This window comes from Staphylococcus sp. ACRSN, from assembly GCF_022346615.1.
Lineage (GTDB): Bacteria > Bacillota > Bacilli > Staphylococcales > Staphylococcaceae > Staphylococcus.
Genome location: NZ_JAKRNS010000013.1, coordinates 57,507 through 77,538, shown reverse-complemented (window position 1 = coordinate 77,538; position 20,032 = coordinate 57,507). Strand labels below are relative to the sequence as shown.

General features: G+C 33.0%; 25 protein-coding genes and 1 riboswitch. Of the genes, 4 read left to right on the top strand and 21 right to left on the bottom strand.

Annotated features, from left to right (window positions below; all coding sequences use genetic code 11):
* Nucleotides 1-192: 192 nt before the first annotated feature.
* Nucleotides 193-1,410 (top strand): FtsW/RodA/SpoVE family cell cycle protein, encoded by a 1,218-nt coding sequence (locus MHZ36_RS12110; RefSeq protein ID WP_239231945.1) that lies wholly within the window; start codon nt 193-195, stop codon nt 1,408-1,410.
* Between the two features lie 106 nt (nt 1,411-1,516).
* On the opposite strand, the gene MHZ36_RS12105 is transcribed toward MHZ36_RS12110, so the two are convergent.
* The 3 genes from MHZ36_RS12105 to csoR all read right to left on the bottom strand — a co-directional run bounded on the left by MHZ36_RS12105 (nt 1,517) and on the right by csoR (nt 2,382).
* Entirely contained in the window at nt 1,517-1,657 is a 141-nt protein-coding gene (locus MHZ36_RS12105) for an Lmo0850 family protein (RefSeq protein WP_239231944.1), read from the bottom strand.
* Between the two features lie 213 nt (nt 1,658-1,870).
* Entirely contained in the window at nt 1,871-2,074 is a 204-nt protein-coding gene (locus MHZ36_RS12100; RefSeq protein WP_239231942.1) for a heavy-metal-associated domain-containing protein, read from the bottom strand.
* Between the two features lie 14 nt (nt 2,075-2,088).
* On the bottom strand, nt 2,089-2,382 hold the full coding sequence (gene csoR, locus MHZ36_RS12095) for a copper-sensing transcriptional repressor CsoR (protein ID WP_239231941.1): 294 nt from the start codon (nt 2,380-2,382) through the stop codon (nt 2,089-2,091).
* Between the two features lie 142 nt (nt 2,383-2,524).
* Here csoR and cls point away from each other — a divergent pair, with 142 nt between their 5' ends.
* Complete coding sequence (gene cls / locus MHZ36_RS12090) at nt 2,525-4,009, top strand: cardiolipin synthase (protein WP_239231939.1); 1,485 nt, start codon at nt 2,525-2,527, stop codon at nt 4,007-4,009.
* 66 nt (nt 4,010-4,075) lie between these two features.
* Nucleotides 4,076-4,750 carry an HD domain-containing protein gene (locus MHZ36_RS12085; protein ID WP_239231937.1) on the top strand — a complete coding sequence of 225 codons (675 nt, stop codon included), beginning with the start codon at nt 4,076-4,078 and terminating at the stop codon, nt 4,748-4,750.
* Nucleotides 4,751-4,811: 61 nt separating this feature from the next.
* On the opposite strand, the gene yidC is transcribed toward MHZ36_RS12085, so the two are convergent.
* The 7 genes from yidC to MHZ36_RS12050 form a co-directional block, all read right to left on the bottom strand.
* Nucleotides 4,812-5,681, bottom strand: coding sequence for a membrane protein insertase YidC (gene yidC / locus MHZ36_RS12080; protein ID WP_239231935.1), 870 nt, complete (start codon nt 5,679-5,681; stop codon nt 4,812-4,814).
* An 87-nt stretch (nt 5,682-5,768) separates the two neighbouring features.
* Nucleotides 5,769-6,407: a thiamine phosphate synthase gene (gene thiE, locus MHZ36_RS12075; protein ID WP_239231934.1), complete on the bottom strand. Its 639-nt coding sequence runs from the start codon at nt 6,405-6,407 to the stop codon at nt 5,769-5,771.
* 2 nt (nt 6,408-6,409) lie between these two features.
* A complete protein-coding gene (gene thiM, locus MHZ36_RS12070; protein ID WP_239231933.1) occupies nt 6,410-7,198 on the bottom strand; it encodes a hydroxyethylthiazole kinase in 789 nt (262 codons plus the stop codon).
* Entirely contained in the window at nt 7,191-8,012 is an 822-nt protein-coding gene (thiD, locus tag MHZ36_RS12065) for a bifunctional hydroxymethylpyrimidine kinase/phosphomethylpyrimidine kinase (protein WP_239231932.1), read from the bottom strand. Before thiD ends, thiM begins: the two co-directional genes overlap by 8 nt.
* A complete protein-coding gene (tenA, locus tag MHZ36_RS12060) occupies nt 8,005-8,694 on the bottom strand; it encodes a thiaminase II (RefSeq protein ID WP_239231930.1) in 690 nt (229 codons plus the stop codon). The genes thiD and tenA overlap by 8 nt, the downstream gene beginning before the upstream one ends.
* A gap of 82 nt (nt 8,695-8,776) precedes the next feature.
* Nucleotides 8,777-8,875, bottom strand: a riboswitch (TPP riboswitch).
* Between the two features lie 118 nt (nt 8,876-8,993).
* Nucleotides 8,994-9,701, bottom strand: coding sequence for a transglycosylase family protein (locus tag MHZ36_RS12055; RefSeq protein WP_239231928.1), 708 nt, complete (start codon nt 9,699-9,701; stop codon nt 8,994-8,996).
* A gap of 453 nt (nt 9,702-10,154) precedes the next feature.
* Entirely contained in the window at nt 10,155-10,574 is a 420-nt protein-coding gene (locus MHZ36_RS12050; RefSeq protein ID WP_239231926.1) for a single-stranded DNA-binding protein, read from the bottom strand.
* Between the two features lie 190 nt (nt 10,575-10,764).
* On the opposite strand from MHZ36_RS12050, the gene MHZ36_RS12045 reads away from it, so the two are divergent.
* Complete coding sequence (locus MHZ36_RS12045; protein ID WP_239231925.1) at nt 10,765-11,214, top strand: YwpF-like family protein; 450 nt, start codon at nt 10,765-10,767, stop codon at nt 11,212-11,214.
* Between the two features lie 57 nt (nt 11,215-11,271).
* Here the strand turns inward: MHZ36_RS12045 and fabZ are convergent, their stop codons facing one another.
* The 11 genes from fabZ to atpB form a co-directional block, all read right to left on the bottom strand.
* Nucleotides 11,272-11,712, bottom strand: coding sequence for a 3-hydroxyacyl-ACP dehydratase FabZ (gene fabZ / locus MHZ36_RS12040; protein ID WP_239231923.1), 441 nt, complete (start codon nt 11,710-11,712; stop codon nt 11,272-11,274).
* A 53-nt stretch (nt 11,713-11,765) separates the two neighbouring features.
* Complete coding sequence (murA, locus tag MHZ36_RS12035) at nt 11,766-13,031, bottom strand: UDP-N-acetylglucosamine 1-carboxyvinyltransferase (RefSeq protein ID WP_239231921.1); 1,266 nt, start codon at nt 13,029-13,031, stop codon at nt 11,766-11,768.
* Nucleotides 13,032-13,141: 110 nt separating this feature from the next.
* Nucleotides 13,142-13,375: a DUF1146 family protein gene (locus MHZ36_RS12030; RefSeq protein ID WP_239231919.1), complete on the bottom strand. Its 234-nt coding sequence runs from the start codon at nt 13,373-13,375 to the stop codon at nt 13,142-13,144.
* Nucleotides 13,376-13,588: 213 nt separating this feature from the next.
* Nucleotides 13,589-13,996: a F0F1 ATP synthase subunit epsilon gene (locus MHZ36_RS12025; protein ID WP_239231917.1), complete on the bottom strand. Its 408-nt coding sequence runs from the start codon at nt 13,994-13,996 to the stop codon at nt 13,589-13,591.
* A gap of 19 nt (nt 13,997-14,015) precedes the next feature.
* Nucleotides 14,016-15,428, bottom strand: coding sequence for a F0F1 ATP synthase subunit beta (gene atpD / locus MHZ36_RS12020; protein WP_239231916.1), 1,413 nt, complete (start codon nt 15,426-15,428; stop codon nt 14,016-14,018).
* Between the two features lie 21 nt (nt 15,429-15,449).
* Nucleotides 15,450-16,316 carry an ATP synthase F1 subunit gamma gene (atpG, locus tag MHZ36_RS12015; RefSeq protein WP_239231915.1) on the bottom strand — a complete coding sequence of 289 codons (867 nt, stop codon included), beginning with the start codon at nt 16,314-16,316 and terminating at the stop codon, nt 15,450-15,452.
* A gap of 30 nt (nt 16,317-16,346) precedes the next feature.
* Entirely contained in the window at nt 16,347-17,858 is a 1,512-nt protein-coding gene (atpA, locus tag MHZ36_RS12010; RefSeq protein WP_239231914.1) for a F0F1 ATP synthase subunit alpha, read from the bottom strand.
* Nucleotides 17,859-17,879: 21 nt separating this feature from the next.
* Nucleotides 17,880-18,419 (bottom strand): F0F1 ATP synthase subunit delta, encoded by a 540-nt coding sequence (locus MHZ36_RS12005; RefSeq protein ID WP_239231913.1) that lies wholly within the window; start codon nt 18,417-18,419, stop codon nt 17,880-17,882.
* Complete coding sequence (locus tag MHZ36_RS12000) at nt 18,419-18,946, bottom strand: F0F1 ATP synthase subunit B (protein WP_239231912.1); 528 nt, start codon at nt 18,944-18,946, stop codon at nt 18,419-18,421. The genes MHZ36_RS12005 and MHZ36_RS12000 overlap by 1 nt, the downstream gene beginning before the upstream one ends.
* A 98-nt stretch (nt 18,947-19,044) precedes the next feature.
* Nucleotides 19,045-19,257, bottom strand: a complete 213-nt coding sequence (gene atpE / locus MHZ36_RS11995; protein ID WP_002510315.1) for a F0F1 ATP synthase subunit C — start codon at nt 19,255-19,257, stop codon at nt 19,045-19,047.
* 47 nt (nt 19,258-19,304) lie between these two features.
* Nucleotides 19,305-20,027, bottom strand: coding sequence for a F0F1 ATP synthase subunit A (atpB, locus tag MHZ36_RS11990; RefSeq protein ID WP_239231911.1), 723 nt, complete (start codon nt 20,025-20,027; stop codon nt 19,305-19,307).
* Nucleotides 20,028-20,032 lie beyond the last annotated feature (5 nt).

Sequence of the window (20,032 nt, the reverse complement as noted above, 5' to 3'; positions counted from 1 at the left end):
ATAGATTATTTTTCAAATTATTAAATAGAACATCATCAAATGTATTGCTCACCATATTTTACCGTTTTATTTCTCTTAAATCTATATTAATTATATTTTGAGACCCCTACTTCTAGCAAAATAATTTAAAATTCGGTAAAATCGAAATATGATACATAGATAGAGAAATTTAGCTTTTTAAAGGAGTAAGAAATGAGTAGTACTTCACGTCAATTAAGAAAAAATCATTGGATACGTCGAATCGACTGGAAATTAATCGCTATTCTCGCTCTATTAGCCATAATTAGTGTGTCAATTATACACTCAGCTATGGGCGGTGGCCAATATAGCGCCAACTTCAGTATCAGACAAATTTTGTATTACGTCTTTGGTGGCATAATTGCTTGTTTAATCATGCTTGTTTCACCTAAGAAATTGATGAAATATACTTATTTATTATATTTCGTGCTTTGTTTTGGTTTGTTTATTCTTATTATCATTCCCGAAACACCCATTACCCCGATTATCAATGGAGCTAAAAGTTGGTACAAGTTTGGACCAATCAGCATTCAACCTTCAGAGTTTATGAAAGTCGTACTAATCTTGGTGCTTGCAAAATTGATATCTAAACATAATCAATTTACCTTTAATCGTTCAATAGAAACAGATTTCAAATTACTTTTTAAAATAATCGGCGTTTCTATTATTCCTATGGGCCTAATTTTACTTCAAAATGATTTAGGTACAACTTTAGTCATTTGTGCAATTATCGTCGGTGTTATTATTGTTAGTGGCATATCATGGAAAATATTAGCACCACTATTTATTGCAATGTTTACTTCGGGGGCAACTATAATTTTATCTATTATTTATAAACCAGCATTAATAGAAAATTTATTAGGAATCAAAACATATCAACTTGGACGTATCAGTTCATGGTTGGACCCCTATACTTATAGTAGTGGAGATGGTTATCATTTAACCGAGTCACTAAAAGCGATTGGCTCTGGTCAACTTTTCGGTAAAGGATTTAATCACGGTGAAGTTTATATCCCTGAAAATCATACAGATTTTATCTTTTCAGTTATTGGAGAAGAATTTGGGTTTATAGGCTCCGTAATTTTATTGCTCGTATATTTAGCGCTCATTTTCCATCTTATTCGTTTAGCAAGTAACATTGAGATGCCCTTTAGCAAACTCTTTATAATTGGATATGTTGCATTAATTTTATTCCATGTTTTACAAAATATAGGTATGACTATTCAACTTTTACCTATTACCGGAATACCTTTACCATTTATCAGTTATGGTGGTAGTTCTTTATGGAGTCTTATGTGTGGTGTTGGTGTTTTACTATCTATAACGTATCACCAACCAAAACAATATGATCCTAATTTAGAGCAAAAGTCACTCGTTCGTAATAAAATTTAATTAATGAAAAATTTAAAAGAGGACCTCAACACACTCACATGCGTTGAGGTCCTCTTTTAATGTAAAAAAACGACGAGAGCTTTGCTCCAATCGTTTTAATAGGTGACTATTTCAATTCGTTAGCGGTTTTAACAGCAGCTGGTAAAGTATGCATCACTTCAAATCTTGATTTGGTCTTCTTAATGTTTACCCCTAATGATGATAATAGTTTAACTACATTTTGAATTTTTTGGTTATCCTTATTCATATCATCACCCCTAACTTTCAAGCTTCTACTTCATATTACCCCATTTATATAACAAATACCACATTATATTCAATTTTTTTAAATTAATTATTGGTATTAGTATAAAAATAGACATAATTTATTAAACTTAAAGTTAAGTTGTAAAAAATAATCTCATTATTTTCTGTAAAAACAAATTAATTACGATTGCTAACGACTAAACTTATGTTATTTTTACATAATAATAAAACCTAAATCATATACAGCTTTCTCCAGATTATTCAAACTTGCAGGTGTTTCAAAATCTAATATTATCGTACTCTCAGATTTGTTTATTTCAATTGATTTCACGCCATCGATATTATTTAAATATTGTTTTAGTTTTATTATAGATGCATCATCTTTTAAATCAGCGACTGTAATAACTTGTTTTTGCAATTTAGCTCCCCCACTTAATCTTTCATTAACTTTTGAAAAGTAACCAGCAATTCTTCCATTGCTTCTTCTTGTTCACCTTGATTGACTTTATCCATTATACAACTTTTCATATGGTGATCTAACAGCTTTGTTGCAACGCTGTTTAAGGCAGAACGTGTTGCTCTAATTTGAGTCAGTACGTCATCACAATATACATCTTCATCAATCATTCTATTTATCGCACGAACTTGACCTTCGATACGATTAAGTCTTGATTTCAAATTAGACTTTGTCTGTGCTGAATGATGTGCATTTTCTGTTTCTTTCATACTTACACGCCTCCTATTTTCATTTCAAAAATATATTATACCCCTATCTGGTATATGTCAAGTGATAAACCCTCCTAAGCATGTTACAATAATTGAGAATTTAATTTTTCAAAATACATTTTAAAAGTGTGGAGGTTTAAGTATGATAGATTTATTTTCTTTAACTTTTAATCATACAAATGTAATCATTAATGTTATTTTAATCGGTTCATTTATTTTAAACCTTATCTTTGCTTTCACAATCATTTTTATGGAACGCCGATCAGCTGGTTCAATATGGGCTTGGATATTAGTCTTATTACTTTTGCCTATATTAGGTTTCATAATCTATTTACTTTTTGGGAGACAAATTCAACGCGAGCATATTTTCTCATTAAATGAAGAAGATAAAGTTGGAATTGAAATGATTGTAAATGAACAACTGGAAGCCTTAAAAAATGATGAATTTTCAAAAGGTAATCACCAAATAGTTAAATTTAAAGATATGGTCCAAATGTTACTTTATAATAACGCTGCCTTTTTAACGACAGATAATGACATACAAGTATTTACAGATGGAAAGGAAAAGTTTGATAGTTTAATCAACGATATATATAATGCAACTGATTATATTCATATCCAATATTACATATTTAGAAACGATAATCTTGGTAAACGCATCTTAAATGCTCTTGAATATAAGCTCGAAGAAGGATTAGAAGTAAAAATGCTCTATGATGATATGGGCTCTAGACGTCTTTCTATCAAAGATTTTAAATCCTTTCGTAAAAAAGGTGGGCATGTCGAAGCATTCTTCCCATCTAAATTGCCATTAATTAATCTTCGAATGAATAATAGAAATCACAGAAAGATTGTAATTATTGATGGACATATCGGTTATGTTGGCGGATTTAACGTAGGTGATGAATATTTAGGATTAAAGAAAAAGTTTGGGTATTGGAGAGACACACATCTTAAAATTGTAGGTGATGCAGTTAATGCCTTACAATTACGTTTTATGCTCGATTGGAATGCGCAATCCACAAGAGACAATCTAAAATATGCTGAAAAATATTACCCTGATGTAGATTCTGGTGGCAGTATAGGTGTACAGATTGCTTCTAGTGGACCAGATGAAACGTGGGAGCAAATTAAATATGGTTATTTAAAAATGATTTCTTCAGCCAAGAAGTCTATTTATATTCAATCTCCATATTTTATACCGGACCAAGCATTTTTAGACGCAATCAAGATTGCTGCCTTAGGTGGCGTTGATGTCAATGTCATGATTCCAAACAAGCCAGATCATCCATTTGTTTATTGGGCAACTTATAATAATGTGGCTTCCTTACTAGATGCTGGCGTAAATATTTATCAATATCAAAAAGGTTTCCTTCACTCAAAGACACTTATCATAGATGAAGAAGTTGCAAGTGTTGGTACAGCCAATATGGATCATCGTAGTTTCACATTGAATTTTGAAGTTAGTGCATTTATTTATGATAATGAAATTGCTCAATTACTTAAAAATGCCTTTGAACATGATATGAAAGTTTCACAAAAGTTAACACAAGAAATTTATGACCAACGTGGCTTATGGATTAAATTTAAAGAGAGTATCTCTCAATTGTTATCACCAATTCTATAAAATTATGATAATCTAAAGTAGTGTTAAACACATTACTTTAGATTTTTTATTTAAGGAGTCATTTCTATGAATTATATTAAACAGTTGAACGAAGCCAAATCATATATGCGTACTTTTCATAAAGATGATACAACTGGCCATGATGTTGCTCATGTTGAACGTGTCTTGAATTTAGCAAAATTTATCGCCGATACGGAACAATCAGGTGAATTACTCATAATAGAGTTAGCAAGTATTTTACATGATACTGTAGATTCAAAGTTAACTGATACTGCTTATAGTATGACGCAACTCTCGCATTTCCTTCAAAAAATCCAAATTTCTGATGAAAATCGACTTCATATATTATATATAATTGAACATATGAGTTATAAAGGTGGAGCAAACAATAATGTTCCTCTATCTATCGAGGGACAAATCGTTAGAGACGCAGATCGTTTAGATGCAATGGGTGCAATTGGAATTGCACGTACTTTTCAATTTGCTGGACACTTTGATGAGCCAATGTGGATATCCCCTACTTCAGCTTCTGATCTTGAATATGAAACGCATTATCCTCCGCTTACAGAGGAAATAATGTTAAGTCCTCAATCCGCAATCAAACATTTTTACGATAAATTATTTAAATTAAAATCGTTAATCCATACAGAAACTGGTAAACAAATAGCCGAAGAAAGACATCACTTTATGGAACAATTCATTACACAATTCTTTCAAGAGTGGTACTTCAATAATCAATAATATAAATTATAAAAGCCGTTTGGGATTTACCCAAACGGCTTTTTATAATTTGTAAACTGAATTATTTCTTTTTACCTTTTTTTGATACTACTTGCGTGTTGCTTGCTTTTTTAGCCGAAGTATCATTGTTTTTTTTCATTGCTTCAATCATTGGTGCAACTTCTTTTTTAGCAAGTTTAGAATAGTACATATTTGCTAATTGTGTTTGTACAATCAAGAATGCCGCACTGACAGACCAATATAAACCTAATGCTGATGCCGAACTTAATGAAATCCAAACAATCATAATAGGTGAAATAACCATCATCATATAACCCATTTGACGTTGTTCATTTGGCATACTTTTGCTTGAAACAAATGCTTGTAAGAAATATAAAATTCCGGCAATAATCGTTATCCAAATGTCTGGATGCGATAAATTAAACCATAAGAAATTTGGATGTTCTGTAAATCCACCTTTTGAAGGGTATTTTAATACGAAGAATAATCCCATGATGATAGGCATTTGAATTAACATTGGTAAACAACCTAACATACTCTTCATTGGATTCATATCATATTTCTTATAAACTTCCATCATTTCTGAATTTGCTGCCATTTTTTCTTCTTGTGTGCGTGAGCGTTTGACTTTTTCTTGTATTGCATCGATATCAGGTTTTGCAATTTTCATTTTTTCACGCATCATATGACTATTTTTATAGTTAGATAACATGAAAGGTAATAATACGACACGAATTGCTAATACAAGAACAATAATTGCTAGACCGTAGTCATTGTTAAAACTTGATCCTAACCAATGTATTAATTTATCCATTGGTTCTACAAATGTATTAAAGAAAAATCCGTCTCTGTTTCCAGGTTTTGAATAGTCACAGCCCGCTAAAAAGACCATAACACCTAAAAGCAAAGGTAGTAGCGCTTTCTTCTTCATTTTTCCACCTCTAATGATTTATTCACATAGAATTTATTTTATCATACTCAAAGAGAAGTAGAAATCAAAAACAGTGAATTTTATATATTATTCAACAGTTTGTAAAAATTGTCGAACAGTATTTGTAACTGAATTACTTTGAGCTATTGCAGAAATTATTGATATACCATCTGCTCCTTTTTGTAAAATAGTAGGCGCATTTTCTAGTTGAATACCGCCTATCGCAACAATTGGAAAGTCATTGATATAAGTTCTTAGTGTCTGAATCATTTCAGGACCTACGGGCGCACTCGCATCATTTTTGGATGTTGTTTGATACATTGGGCCAACACCAATATAGTCGACATGTGACAAATCCGATTTTTTATATTCATCAACATTACTTACACTTAGTCCTATAATTTTATCTTGAAATTGTAGTGCAAATAAATCCACGGATGGATCATCTTGCCCTACATGAATCCCATCTGCATTTATGTTTAATGCTAATTCAATATCGTCATTAACAATAAATGGTACCTTGTAATTATGACATAATGCTTGCAAGGATAAAGCTAAAGCTTCCTTATCGTCTCCTTGTAATGCAGATTCGCCCTTTTCTCTAAATTGAAACATAGTAATACCTGCTGATAATGCTTCTGTTAAAACTTCATAAATTGTTTTATCTTGAGGTATATCTTGAGTTCCACAAATAAAATATAATCTTAACGCTTTTTTATTAAACATAGTTAAACCTCTGTTCTTTTGAAAGATTTCAAATAATCATCATATGTAATATGATATAATCGATCTACTAATGCTGTTAAAAATGAACCAGGACCACGTTGTTCAGAAATCTTTTCTGCAGTTTCAGCAGCAATATTATAAATAGAAACCGCTTCTTCTAACTGCTGTACTTGAACTTTATTTTTTGTAGTTAAAAAGGCTCCAATTACAGCACCTAATAAGCAACCGGCACCTGTAATACGTGTTAACAATTCAGATCCATTACTTAATTTAATAATCTGATTACCTTGAGCCACAATATCTTCTGAACCTGTAACAACAATAGCAGAATGTAGTTTATCTAATGCTTTACGTGCTATATCAACTGAATTTAAACTTACATCACTATCTGTACCTTTCATCGTTGTCTCTTCATCGATTAAAGTGAGTACTTCAGAAGCATTACCTTTAATAACTGCTACATCTATTTCATTTAAAAATTGCTTACAAAATTGTTTCCTAAAATCAGATGCACCAACAGCAACTGGATCAAATATGATTGGTGTTCCAACTTTATTTGCAATTTTTGCAATTTCTATCATATCTCTTGCTCTTTCTTTTGTAATTGTACCTATATTAATTAATAATGCCTGTGCCACTGATAACATTTCTTTAGCTTCTTCTGGTGCTTCACTCATTGCCGGACTTGCACCTAAGCTCAATAAACCATTTGCTGTAAAATTTTTGACAACATCATTGGTATAACAAATAATCAATGGATTATTCTTTCTTATCTCATCTAAATTACTCATCATCTAACCCCACTTTTTTCATATATGCAAAATGATTTACAGGTCCTCTACCTTGTCCTATTTCAGGTGTATATTCAATACTTAATGCAATAAATTGTTTCGCTTTTTGAACTGCTTGATATATAGATTTACCTTTTGCTAATTCAGCAGTAATAACGGCGGAAAATGTACAACCTGTACCATGTGTATGTTTCGTTTCAAATCTTGGTGACTCAAAAGTATACACGTTTTCCTTAGTAAATAGATAATCCTTCGCTAGTGTTAAATCGTCTGAGTGCCCACCTTTAATCACAACACCCTTACTACCTATTTCTTCTATAAATACTTTACCAGCATTATGAATATCTGATTCAGAATTGATTTTAAAGCCAACGATTTCCTCTGCTTCTGGTATATTAGGTGTCGCTACAGTTGCAAATGGAAGCAAGATATTTTGTAAATCTGCTTTAGCTTCATCATCCATTAGTGAATCACCACTTTTAGCTAACATTACTGGATCTATGACATAGGGAATGTCAGGATATTGTCTTAAATATTGAGCAATAAGTTGCATCATTGATTTTGAGGCTATCATTCCTGTCTTTAATGCATGAGGCAATTCGTCATCAAAAACACTGATCATCTGCTCCTCAAGCCAGCTCGTTTCTAAATTATGAATATGTTGTACACCTTTCGTATTTTGAGCAACAATACTCGTAATTGCTGCCATACCATAAACACCACATGCATGAAATGACTTTAAATCAGCCATTACACCTGCACCACCTGTTGGATCAGTACCAGCTATTGTCAAAGCTATCTTTGGTTTATGCATTATAATCTCCTCCAAATGTCCATTGTTCCTCATTATATGACATTGCAAAAAAGTTTTTTTCATGTACCGTACTCTGTAAATATACTTCAATTATAGTTTGTTTTTCTTCATTACTTAGATTTTCTGTTAATTTATTCATTAAATTATCAAAAACATTTACTAAATCATCCATCTCTGTACTGTAAAATTCAAACCATTGTCTTAAAATCGAATTTTTATTTAAAGTTTCATCTTCCAATGCCCATTTTCCTATCACTTGATAAACATAAGGACAAGGCGCCATAGCAGCAATAGTATATGCTGCATTTTCCTTAGCAAATGCATTGTAATACATATGTTTTATATAATGATCGCCACTCGGTGGCCATACCTTTTCTTGTACTATTTTATCATAGGGTTCTTGAACATAATCGGCAAGAATCTCATGTGCTGCTACTTCACCATCTACTATAAATTGAATTTGTTCAACTAAAAATTTAACATCGTTTAAATCAGGCATTTTTGGAATCAATAGCGCATATATATTTGCAAATTCTTTTAAATATGAAGCGTCTGCTTTTAAATAAAATTTAGTAGCTTGAATCGATAATTTCCCATGTAACATATCTTGTATAAAGGGGTCATGATATATTTCTTTTATAATTGGTTTAGCTTTGCTTTTTAACTCTTCTGAAAATAACAACAATAAAGCCCTCCTATAAACAAAAAAACTACATTCCAACTATAAGAATGTAGTTAATCCATAGAAAATATAATATCGTCTACTATAAATTAAACTACTTTCCTACGTTGGTACTAACCAAATCAGGTTTTAAGGGTCTGAATTTCTTCATCTCAGCCATTTGGCTCCCCTAGTAGTATTTTATATTTGTATTTATTTAAACATAACAAAATGCATTGAACTTTGCAATTATGCTTTATAACATAAATATAAGCTCACTCCTATTATGGAATGAGCTTATTATTAATGCTTTGGTAAAATTATGCAGTTACCCATTGTGAAGCACCAGCTGAGTTATAAAGTTTAACTGCTGCTGCATCTTGTACTGATTCAGGTGCTTCTGTAGGAGATACACCTTGATATTCTGCAGGTGCTACTGAATCCCACGTACTTTGTAAGAATTGGTATTTACCTGCTGCACCTGATGAAGGGTTAACAGCTTTCAAATCGCCACCTGATTCACGTTGAGCAATTTGTTGTAAATGAGAGTTAACATTTACTGAAGAACCTGTTGATTCTTCACTGCTTGAAGTATTTGATGATTCTTGAGTTGAACTTTGTTGTGTTGATGCTTGTTGTGTTGTAGCTTCTTGTTGTGGCTGTTGTGTTTGTTCTGTTTGTGGTGCCGCTTCTTGTGTTGGTTGTTCTGTTTGTGTAGTTGATTGTTGTTTTGGTTGTTCAACTTGACTTGAACCTGAATTATTATCTGAAGAACCGCCAGTATAACTCCATGACCAAGTATCGCCATTTGATTCAAAGTTATAGTTAACGCCATCTAAATTAAAGTTATAGTTATATGAACCTTCTTGAACTGGAGATTCATTTAATTGTTGTGGATTTGATTGAGCTAATTGTGCTAACTCTGCTTTATTAACACCTTGTTCTGAAGCGTCTGCTGAATTTCCTGCTGCTACTCCTGTTACTCCTAAACCTACTGCTAATGTTGATGCGATTACTGTTTTTTTCATTTCTAAAAATTCCTCCTATAAGGTAATTAGTTTGTATGATTAATTTGCTAAAGCAACTATAACATCCAAGATATGCTAGTAGGTTACAGTGAAATAAAAAAACAACTCTTTTTTTTACATCCAAATTACAGTAAAAAATTATATTTATTTTGAAATTAATCTGTTTAAGTATGCCATGAAAGGTTTTAAACGCTTATGATTGATTTTAATAGCGTAATATAAATGTAATTTATCTGATTATTCTGTTAACAAATACCGTCATAATAGGATTTTTTAGTGTTTTTTTACACTTATTCTTACATAAGGTTTTATTTTTATTTCTTCACAAAAAAGCTATTCCTCTCTTTTTAATTTAAAAGAGGAATAGCCAGAAAAAGTATAATGAATAGTAGGATTAAATGTATATTAATTTGAATGGATTATATAAGGGATTATTGTTATTAAGTGGAAGTTTTAAACAATTTCGATGGTTTCACGTACTTCACTTTTTGATTGTTCAATGGTTTGCTGTTGCGTTTCTAGTGGGATAGATTCAAATAGTGTTTCGTTGTCTTTTGTAAGTCTTTTAGACATGAATTTAATTGTTTCAACAAAAATTTCTGATACAAAATGTGTTTGACCTTCTTTCGAGTACTTACTAGATTGCATTTGACCAGTAATACCTACAAGTGAACCTTGATTAGTGTATCGTTCAATATTTGTAGCGAGTTTACCGAAAGCTTTGCAATATAAATAATCACAAATTGTATTTTGTTCCTTGTCTTTGTAATTTCGATTTACAGCTACACAAAAGGTAGCCAATTTTCTTCCCTCCTTTTCATATATTTGTGGGTCCTTTGTCAGTCTCCCTACAATGACAATATTGTTAATCATGTTTCACCTCCTTTATATTAATATATTATGAAATGACCCTACTATAGTCAAAATGCAGTTTTTCATAAATATTAATAATTACTTCTTCTCTTTTTTATAATTATTACCTTTCCTATTTAAAACTACGTTATAATACTTATATAAATGGAATTATAGTAGATTTAAAAATTTATTAATGGATGTGAAGACGATGAAGACATTTAAAGCCGTTCGATTTCAAATTGTATCAGAAAATGGTGGCGTGACTGAATACGAATTAGAAGATGGTGTCATTATCAATAAAGAAAGTAGTGGCACGGGCTGGTTGCTTGAAATCGTCATTTCAGATTTTCATTATGAAACGATGAAAAAATATATGGATGATGAGGCCTTATTAGATATACGTGTCGTAATTACACGTCCAGCTAATGATCCAGCATTATTTGATGCCACTATAAAACATATAAGTAAATTAGAACAGACGCAGGCAATTTCAGTTGTATTTGAGTGTCATATATACACTTTAAGACAAGTTTATGCAGAAAGTTTGTTAGAACAGTTAATTGATGAGGGGTTATCTGGCGAAGAATTAAAAAAATCATTTAACAGAATGATGCAATCTAAACCAAGATTAAAAGATGAAAAGTTTGAAAAAGAATAATCAATAAAATAACCGTAAAAGTTTGTGAAATTTCACAAACTTTTACGGTTGTTTTTATTATTTACTATCTTGAAGGGCAAAGGTAAGCTCACAGCTACATGCAACTTGTCCATCTACAGTTGCTTTAGCACTGCCTTTACCAATAGGTCCCTTCATTTTTGTAATTTCAACTTCTAATTTTAAAGTGTCACCAGGTGTCACTTGCTTTTTAAATCTACATTTATCAATACCTGCAAATAAAGCTAACTTACCTTTATTTGCTTCATTATTTAACATAGCTACAGCACCCGTTTGTGCTAATGCTTCTGTTATTAATACACCTGGCATAACAGCGTATTCAGGGAAGTGACCTTGGAAAAATGGTTCATTCCCTGACACTTGTTTAATCGCCACACAACGTTGTCCTTCTTCATATTCAACAACGCGATCAATTAATAAAAATGGTTGTCTATGTGGGATGATTTCTTTAATTTGATTATAATCAAAAATGGTTTCCATGATTTGTTACCTCCAACTTATAACACATTGTTACTTAAATTATAACTTAAATATTAATCTTGAGTACGTTTAATATCTGCACCTAATCCATTTAATTTACCATGTAAATCAACATAACCACGGTCTAAATGCTTTAATTCTGTTACTTGAGTAACACCATCAGCAACAAGTCCCGCTAAAATAAGTGCTGCTGCAGCACGTAAGTCTGTAGCTTTAACTTGTGCACCTTGTAGTTGACTCTTTCCTTCAATTTTTGCACTTCTACCTTCTACAGTAATTTGTGCATTCATTCTTTTGAATTCAGCTACATGCATAAATCTGTTTTCAAAAACAGTTTCTGTAATAACTTTATGTCCTTCAGAAGTTAATAACAATGCCATCATTTGTGACTGCATATCAGTAGGGAAACCTGGGTGTGGTAATGTTTTAACATCAACAGGTTTAAGTTCCCCATCCGCTTTAACATGAACTGAATCACCATTGTACTCAAGTTCAACGCCCATTTCCTCTAATTTATATAACAAGCTTGTCATATGTTCTTTAATCGCGCCATGCACAATGATATCGCCTCTTGTGATTGCACCTGCAATAATCAAAGTTCCAGCTTCAATTCTATCAGGGATAATTGAATGTTCTACGCCATGTAATGTTTCTACACCATGGATAGTTATAGTATCAGTACCTGCACCAATTACATTTCCTCCCATTTCATTGATGTAATTAGCAAGGTCTACAATTTCTGGCTCACGTGCAACATTTTCAAGTACAGTTTTACCTTCAGCTAAAGATGCTGCCATAATAATATTTTGTGTAGCACCTACACTTGGAAAATCTAGATGAATTGTTGTTCCTTTAAGTCCATCTTTGGTAGTCGCATAAATAAAGCCGCCATCCATATGGATTTCTGCACCTAATTCTTCAAATCCTTTAATATGTTGTTCAATAGGTCTTGAACCGATTGCACAACCTCCAGGTAAAGCTACTTTAGCATGTCCTAATCTAGCTAATAAAGGACCCATCACTAAAATACTCGCTCTCATTTTACTTACATATTCGTAAGGCGCTTCTTCATTTAATTGTTTTGTAGCGTCTACTGTTACTGCTTCTTCTTCTTTATTATAAGAAACTTCTGCATTTAATGTTGATAATACATTATTAATTGTTTCTACATCACTTAAAGCAGGAACATTTAATAATTTACTCGCTCCATCAGATGCTAATAACGATGCTGTAAGAATCGGCAATACTGCGTTTTTTGCACCAGAAACCTTAACTTCTCCTGTTAATCTATTTCCACCTTTAATTTCTATCTTATCCATCTTAAATCCTCCACTTTACTACTTATAAATGTTTTTATCTAATTTTATAAATTTCATGTTTCTTCCAAATCATTATATCTACTATTTCAAAAAAGGTACAAGCATTTGACCTATTGTGCTAAATATTTTATTTGTGTTGAAAATTGCAATAAATCTACTAAAAAATTACTTACCGCAGTACCTAACAAAATAGCTAAAAATATCATACAGATTTGAATTTGTAAGGGATAACCCTTTTTAAATAACTGATCTAATCTCACGGCATTCAAAGCCCAATAAGCAATACAAATACATATAACATGCAAGATTAGGTGAACAATTGAAAATTGTGCCATGTAGTCCATAATTTCTGCACCTCGCTATTCACTATCTACTTATTTTACATGAAATAAGCTTGAAAAGATACTTAAGCAGTAAATTAGATACACGTTTAAATTACACTATAATATTTTTCCCGATTTTATAGTGGTTTACTCATTTTTTGTAATATATTGGACTCATTTTTACTACAAAAAAAATTGAAGTCCCTATATTTAAGGAACTTCAATTTAATAAATCTATTGTAATTTAGCAACACGAATACGGTTATTTGCGCGTTCTAGTGCACGTTTTGCTCTATTAATGTCACTATTACCATTGCTATCGTTTAAATGCGACTCTGCTTTTGATTTAGCTTGTTCAGCTCTAGATACATCTATATCATTTGCAGGCTCTGCAGTTTGAACAATAATAGATAACTTATCTTGTCTAACCTCGACAAAACCTTCACTCACTGCAATATATTCTGAACCGCCATCAAAGTTGATTTTGGCATAGCCAATTTCAAGCGCTGCAACTGTAGGTATATGTCCATACATAACCCCGATGTCACCAGCAGTCGTTTGAAGTACTGCTAATGTAACATCGTCTCGGTCGTAAACAGAACCATTAGGAGTGACAATATTTAGGCTTAATGTATTACTCACTATCCATACCTCCTAATTATTAAACTTCAACACCCATATCTTTTGCTTTTGCGATAACATCTTCCATGCCACCAACTAATCGGAATGCATCTTCTGGAATATGATCGTATTTACCATCTAGGATTGCTTTGAAGTCTTCTACAGTTTTCTTTACTGGAACATAAGAACCTTTTTGTCCAGTAAATTGTTCAGCTACGTGGAAGTTTTGAGATAAGAAGAACTGAATACGACGTGCGCGTTCAACTGTTTGTTTATCTTCTTCAGATAACTCATCCATACCTAAAATAGCTATGATATCTTGTAATTCTCTATATTTTTGTAATGTTGATTGTACATTACGTGCAATTTCATAGTGCTCTTGTCCTACGATTGTTGGTTCAAGCGCTCTTGATGTTGATGCTAAAGGATCAACTGCTGGATAAATACCCATTTCAGTTAATTTACGCTCTAAGTTTGTTGTCGCGTCCAAGTGAGCAAATGCTGTAGCAGGTGCCGGGTCAGTATAGTCGTCAGCAGGTACGAATACTGCTTGAATTGATGTTACTGATCCTTTATTAGTTGAAGTAATTCGCTCTTGAAGTTGTCCCATTTCAGTAGCTAATGTAGGTTGGTACCCTACAGCTGATGGCATACGACCTAATAATGCAGATACTTCTGAACCTGCTTGTGTAAATCTGAAGATATTATCTATAAATAGTAAAACATCTTGTCCTTGTTCATCACGGAAGTATTCAGCCATTGTTAAGCCTGAAAGAGCCACACGCATACGTGCACCTGGTGGTTCATTCATTTGACCGAACACCATTGCTGTTTTCTTGATAACGCCACTATCACTCATTTCGAAGTATAAATCATTACCTTCACGTGTACGTTCACCAACACCAGCAAATACAGAGATACCACCATGTTCTTGTGCAATATTATTAATTAATTCTTGAATTAAAACCGTTTTACCTACACCGGCACCACCGAATAATCCAATCTTACCACCCTTAATGTAAGGTGCTAATAAATCGACTACTTTGATACCCGTTTCTAAAATTTCAACTTTAGTTGATAATTGATCGAATGCTGGAGATTCTCTATGAATTGGATCACGTCTTACAGAATCATCTATTTTCTCATCTAAGTCAATTGTTTCTCCAAGTACATTGAACACTCTACCTAATGTTATGTCACCAACTGGTACACTGATACTTTTACCGCTATCTCTAACTTCAGTACCACGTTTCACACCATCTGTTGAATCCATAGCAATCGTACGTACTACATCGTCACCAAGTTGCAATGCTACTTCTAATGTTAAAGAAATTGTTTCGTTGTCTTTAACAACATCAAGTTCTAAAGCATTATTAATTTCTGGAACTTCATTGTGTTCAAAACGAACATCAATTACTGGACCCATGACTTGTGTTACACGGCCTAATCCCATGCTGTTTTCCTCCTTTAATTATTATTCAAGTGCAGCTGAACCACCAACAATTTCAGTGATTTGTTGTGTAATGGCTGCTTGTCTCGCTCTATTATATTCTAATGATAAATCATCAATAAGTTCTGTTGCGTTATCTGATGCGTTCTTCATAGCAGTCATACGTGTCGCATGCTCACTCGCTTTCGCATCTAATATTGTACCGTATATTAAGCTCTCAACATATTGAGGTAAAATAACACTCAATATAGATTCTTTGTCTGGTTCAAATTCATATGATGACATTTGACCATGACCTAAACTAGAATCTTCTGGAGATAATGGAAGTACAGCTTTCATTGATGGTTTATGTTCTAATACACTAACGAAATGACTAAAGTAAATTTTAACTTCATCTACTTCTTCATCGCTATATAGGTCAATAGCTTTTTTAGCAATTGCTTGTATTTCCTTAAATGAAGGTTGGTCTGGAACTTCAACTAAAGATTCTTTGATCTCATAACCTTTATTCTTTAGAAAATCTACGCCAACTTGACCTAGAACTAATATAGAATATTCATCTGGGCTGTTATGTTTTTGTTCGATATCTTTAAGTAGACGCTTTAAAACATTCGCATTATAAGCGCCAGCAAGACCTTTATCACTTGTAATAACTAAATAACCACTTTTCTTCACTTCACGTTGCTTTAACATGGGGTGGTGTGTGTGTTTATTTGCACCGGCTACGGCTGTTATAGCATCTTGCATTTTATCCATATATGGTCTAAATTGCTTCGTGTTTTGTTCAGCACGACGTAATTTTGAACTCGAAACCATGTTCATTGCCTTCGTTATTTGTTTCATTTTTTTTGTTGATTTTATACGTGTATCAATCTCTTTAAGAGATGCCATTATCTCACCACCTTTAATTTACTTTAACGATTATGCTTCTGTTTTACTGAAACTCTTTTTAAAATCTTGAATAGCAGATTCAAAAGCTTCATCGCTAGGTAATCCACCAGAAGTTTTAATTTCATTTAATAAATCTGAAGCATTAGATTTTGCCCATTGATTTAACTCTTCCTCAAAGCGAGTGATGTCAACTACTGGGATATCATCTAAATGACCTTTTGTTAATGCATAAATGATTAAAACTTGGTTTTCTACAGGTAGTGGTTTATTTTGATCTTGTTTCAATACTTCAACAGTACGTTTACCACGTTCTAATTTTTGAGCAGTAAACTCATCTAAATCTGAACCAAATTGCGCAAATGATTCTAATTCACGATAAGATGCTAAGTCTAAACGTAAGGTACCCGCTACCTTTTTCATAGCTTTAATTTGCGCTGATCCACCAACACGTGATACAGATTGTCCTGCATTAATCGCTGGTCTTACACCTGAGAAGAATAGGTCTGATTGTAAGAATATTTGTCCATCTGTAATTGATATAACGTTTGTTGGTACATAAGCAGAAATATCGCCAGCTTGCGTTTCAATGATTGGTAAAGCAGTTATAGACCCGCCACCTAATTCATCATTTAACTTAGCCGCTCTTTCTAATAATCTACTATGTAGATAGAATACGTCACCTGGGTAAGCTTCACGACCTGGTGGTCGACGTAATAATAATGAAAGTTCACGATAAGCAGAGGCTTGTTTAGTTAAATCATCATAAACGATTAATACATCTTTTCCGCCAAACATAAACTCTTCACCCATTGTCACACCAGCATATGGTGCGATGTATAACATTGGTGCAGGATCTGCTGCAGAGGCAGAAACAATGATTGTATAATCTAATGCGCCTTCTTGACGTAATTTTTCTACGTTTGCTCGAACTGTTGAATCTTTTTGTCCAATTGCTACATAGATACAAATTGTATCTTGATCATGTTGATTTAAGATTGTATCAATTGCTACTGTAGTTTTACCTGTTTGACGGTCACCAATGATTAACTCACGTTGACCTCTACCGATTGGCACTAATGCATCGATGGCTTTAATACCTGTTTGTAATGGTTCATCTACAGATTTACGATCCATAACTCCAGTTGCTTTCTTTTCAATTGGACGTGTTTTTGTTGTATTAATCGGACCTTGTCCATCAATTGGTTGTCCAAGTGGATTTACTACGCGTCCTACCAAATCATCACCAACAGGTACTTCCATAATACGACCAGTTCGTTTTACTTCGTCGCCTTCTTTGATGTCTGTGTATGGTCCTAAAATAACGACACCCACATTTGATTCTTCTAAGTTTTGAGCTAAACCTAGAACGCCGCTTTTAAATTCTACTAGCTCTCCAGCCATAACATCATTTAATCCGTGGATTAAAGCAATACCATCACCAATTTGTAGGACAGTTCCCACATCAGTAACAGTTGTTTCTGACTCATAGTTTTCTATTTGAGAGCGAAGTAATGCACTGATTTCTTCAGCTTTAATGGCCATCTATGTCACTCCTCCAATTTTTTATTTCACTCGTATAAATTGCTTTTCTAACTGGGCAAGGTCATTTTGAACACTTGCATCCATAACTTTGGTACCTACTTTTATACGTACACCACCAATTAACTCTGGGTTAATTTTATTCGATAACATTACTGTTTCTAAGTGAGTACGTTTTTTAATGATCTCTTCAATACTTGTTAAATCTTCTTCAGTTAACGCATATACAGATTCAACCACCGCAAAATCTTGCTTATGATGTGAATTATAAAACGCTTCGAAAGATTTAAATATTTCATGAATGTATGAAAGATGACGATTATAAGCTAAAATTTTCAACATATTTAGCAAATAATGTTCTGTTTCCCCAAATACCAACGTCACAAAACGGATGCGTTGTTCAGCATCCTTTTGTGGGTCTTCATCTAATGCTTTTAATTTAGCCGTTTCTGGGTATACTGCGTAATCAATTGTTGAAAATGATTCGTACATCGTCTCTAATGATTCGTGGTCAACAGCGGTATCAAATAAAGCTTTGGCATATTTATTTGCTATCTTAGCCATTATTTATCGCCTGCCTCTTTTATGTACTTTTCAACTAATTCTTTTTGATCTTGCTCTGAAATTTCTTTTTGTAAAACTTTAGATGCGATTAGTACTGAAAGCTCAGATACTTGATTATTAATATCCGCAATAGCACGTTCTTTCTGGCTATTAATTTCATTTTGAGCAGTTTCAATCATGCCATTTGCTCTAATATTCGCTTCATGAATAATTTCTTCGTGTTGTTTACGCGCTTGAATTTTAGATTCTTCTAAAATTTTGTGAACCTCTTCTTGTGTTTCTTTTAGTGTTTGTTTATTTTGTGCTTCTAATTTTTGTGCGTTTAGTTTAGCTTGTTCAGCGTCATCAATATCTTTATTAATATCACGTTCACGTTTATCCATTACTTCTTTTAATGGACCCCATGCGAATTTTTTCAATAAAGCAAGTAAGACTAAAAATGTTGCTGCTGTAACGAATATTGTTCCCCACTGAACACCTGTAGGCTCAGTTGCACCTAGCACAAACATGTTTGTCGTAGCATTCACTTACATAGACACTCCTTTCATTCATATTATTCATAATGCTTTAAGATAAAACGAATGGCGAAAGTCGTAATCGACTTCGCCTTTAACTAAAATTGTAATTACATGAACATTACGATGAATGAAATAACAAGACCAAGGATTGGTAATGCCTCAACTAAACCAATACCGATGAACATGATTGACATTAATTGTCCACGTGCTTCAGGTTGACGTGCTACACCTTCTACTGTTCTAGATACGATAAGACCGTTACCAATACCTGCACCAAGTGCTGATAAACCAATTGCGATTGCTGCTGCGATTAAATTCATTTATAAAATCCTCCTAATTTTTCTCTTTTTTATTTTAATTTTTATTATTAATGGTCGTCCTGAACTTTATGGGACATATAAACCATTGATAACATGATGAAAATGTATGCTTGGATAACACCGATAAATATCGAGAATGCTTGCCAAACAACTAAACCTGGTATACCTACAATCCAACCCCATGCTAAGTGATTAACAACTAAGCCCGAAAGCAATGTCAGTAATAATTCACCTGCATAGATATTACCATATAGTCGAAGACCTAATGTTAACGTTGATGTAAACTCTTCGAACAAATTAATTGGCATCAAGAATATTGGTTTTGTGTAGTTACCAAAGTATTTCTTGGTTCCTCGCATCTTAATACCGTAGTAATGTGTTAGAAGTATTACTAATGTAGATAAAGTTAATGTAACAGTGGCATCAGCTGTAGGTGATTTCCACCATAAGGTGTGCCCCGATACGATTGAAAAAGGTAAACCTAGCATGTTACTTACAAATAAAAATAATATCAATGTCACTGCAAGGAAATGGAATTGTCCACCCTTCGACCATGATAAATTACTTTCAATAATACCTCTTACAAAATCAAAAACCCATTCAATGAAGTTTTGCTTGCCAGTCGGACGTTTTTTGAGGTTACGTGTACAAATAATAGCTATGACAAAAACAATAACCGCAGAAATAATCAACATCATAATTGATGAAAGATTAAACACGATGTCTATACCAAACAGTTTCCAACCAACTAGAGGATCTTCATGTTGCATCTGTT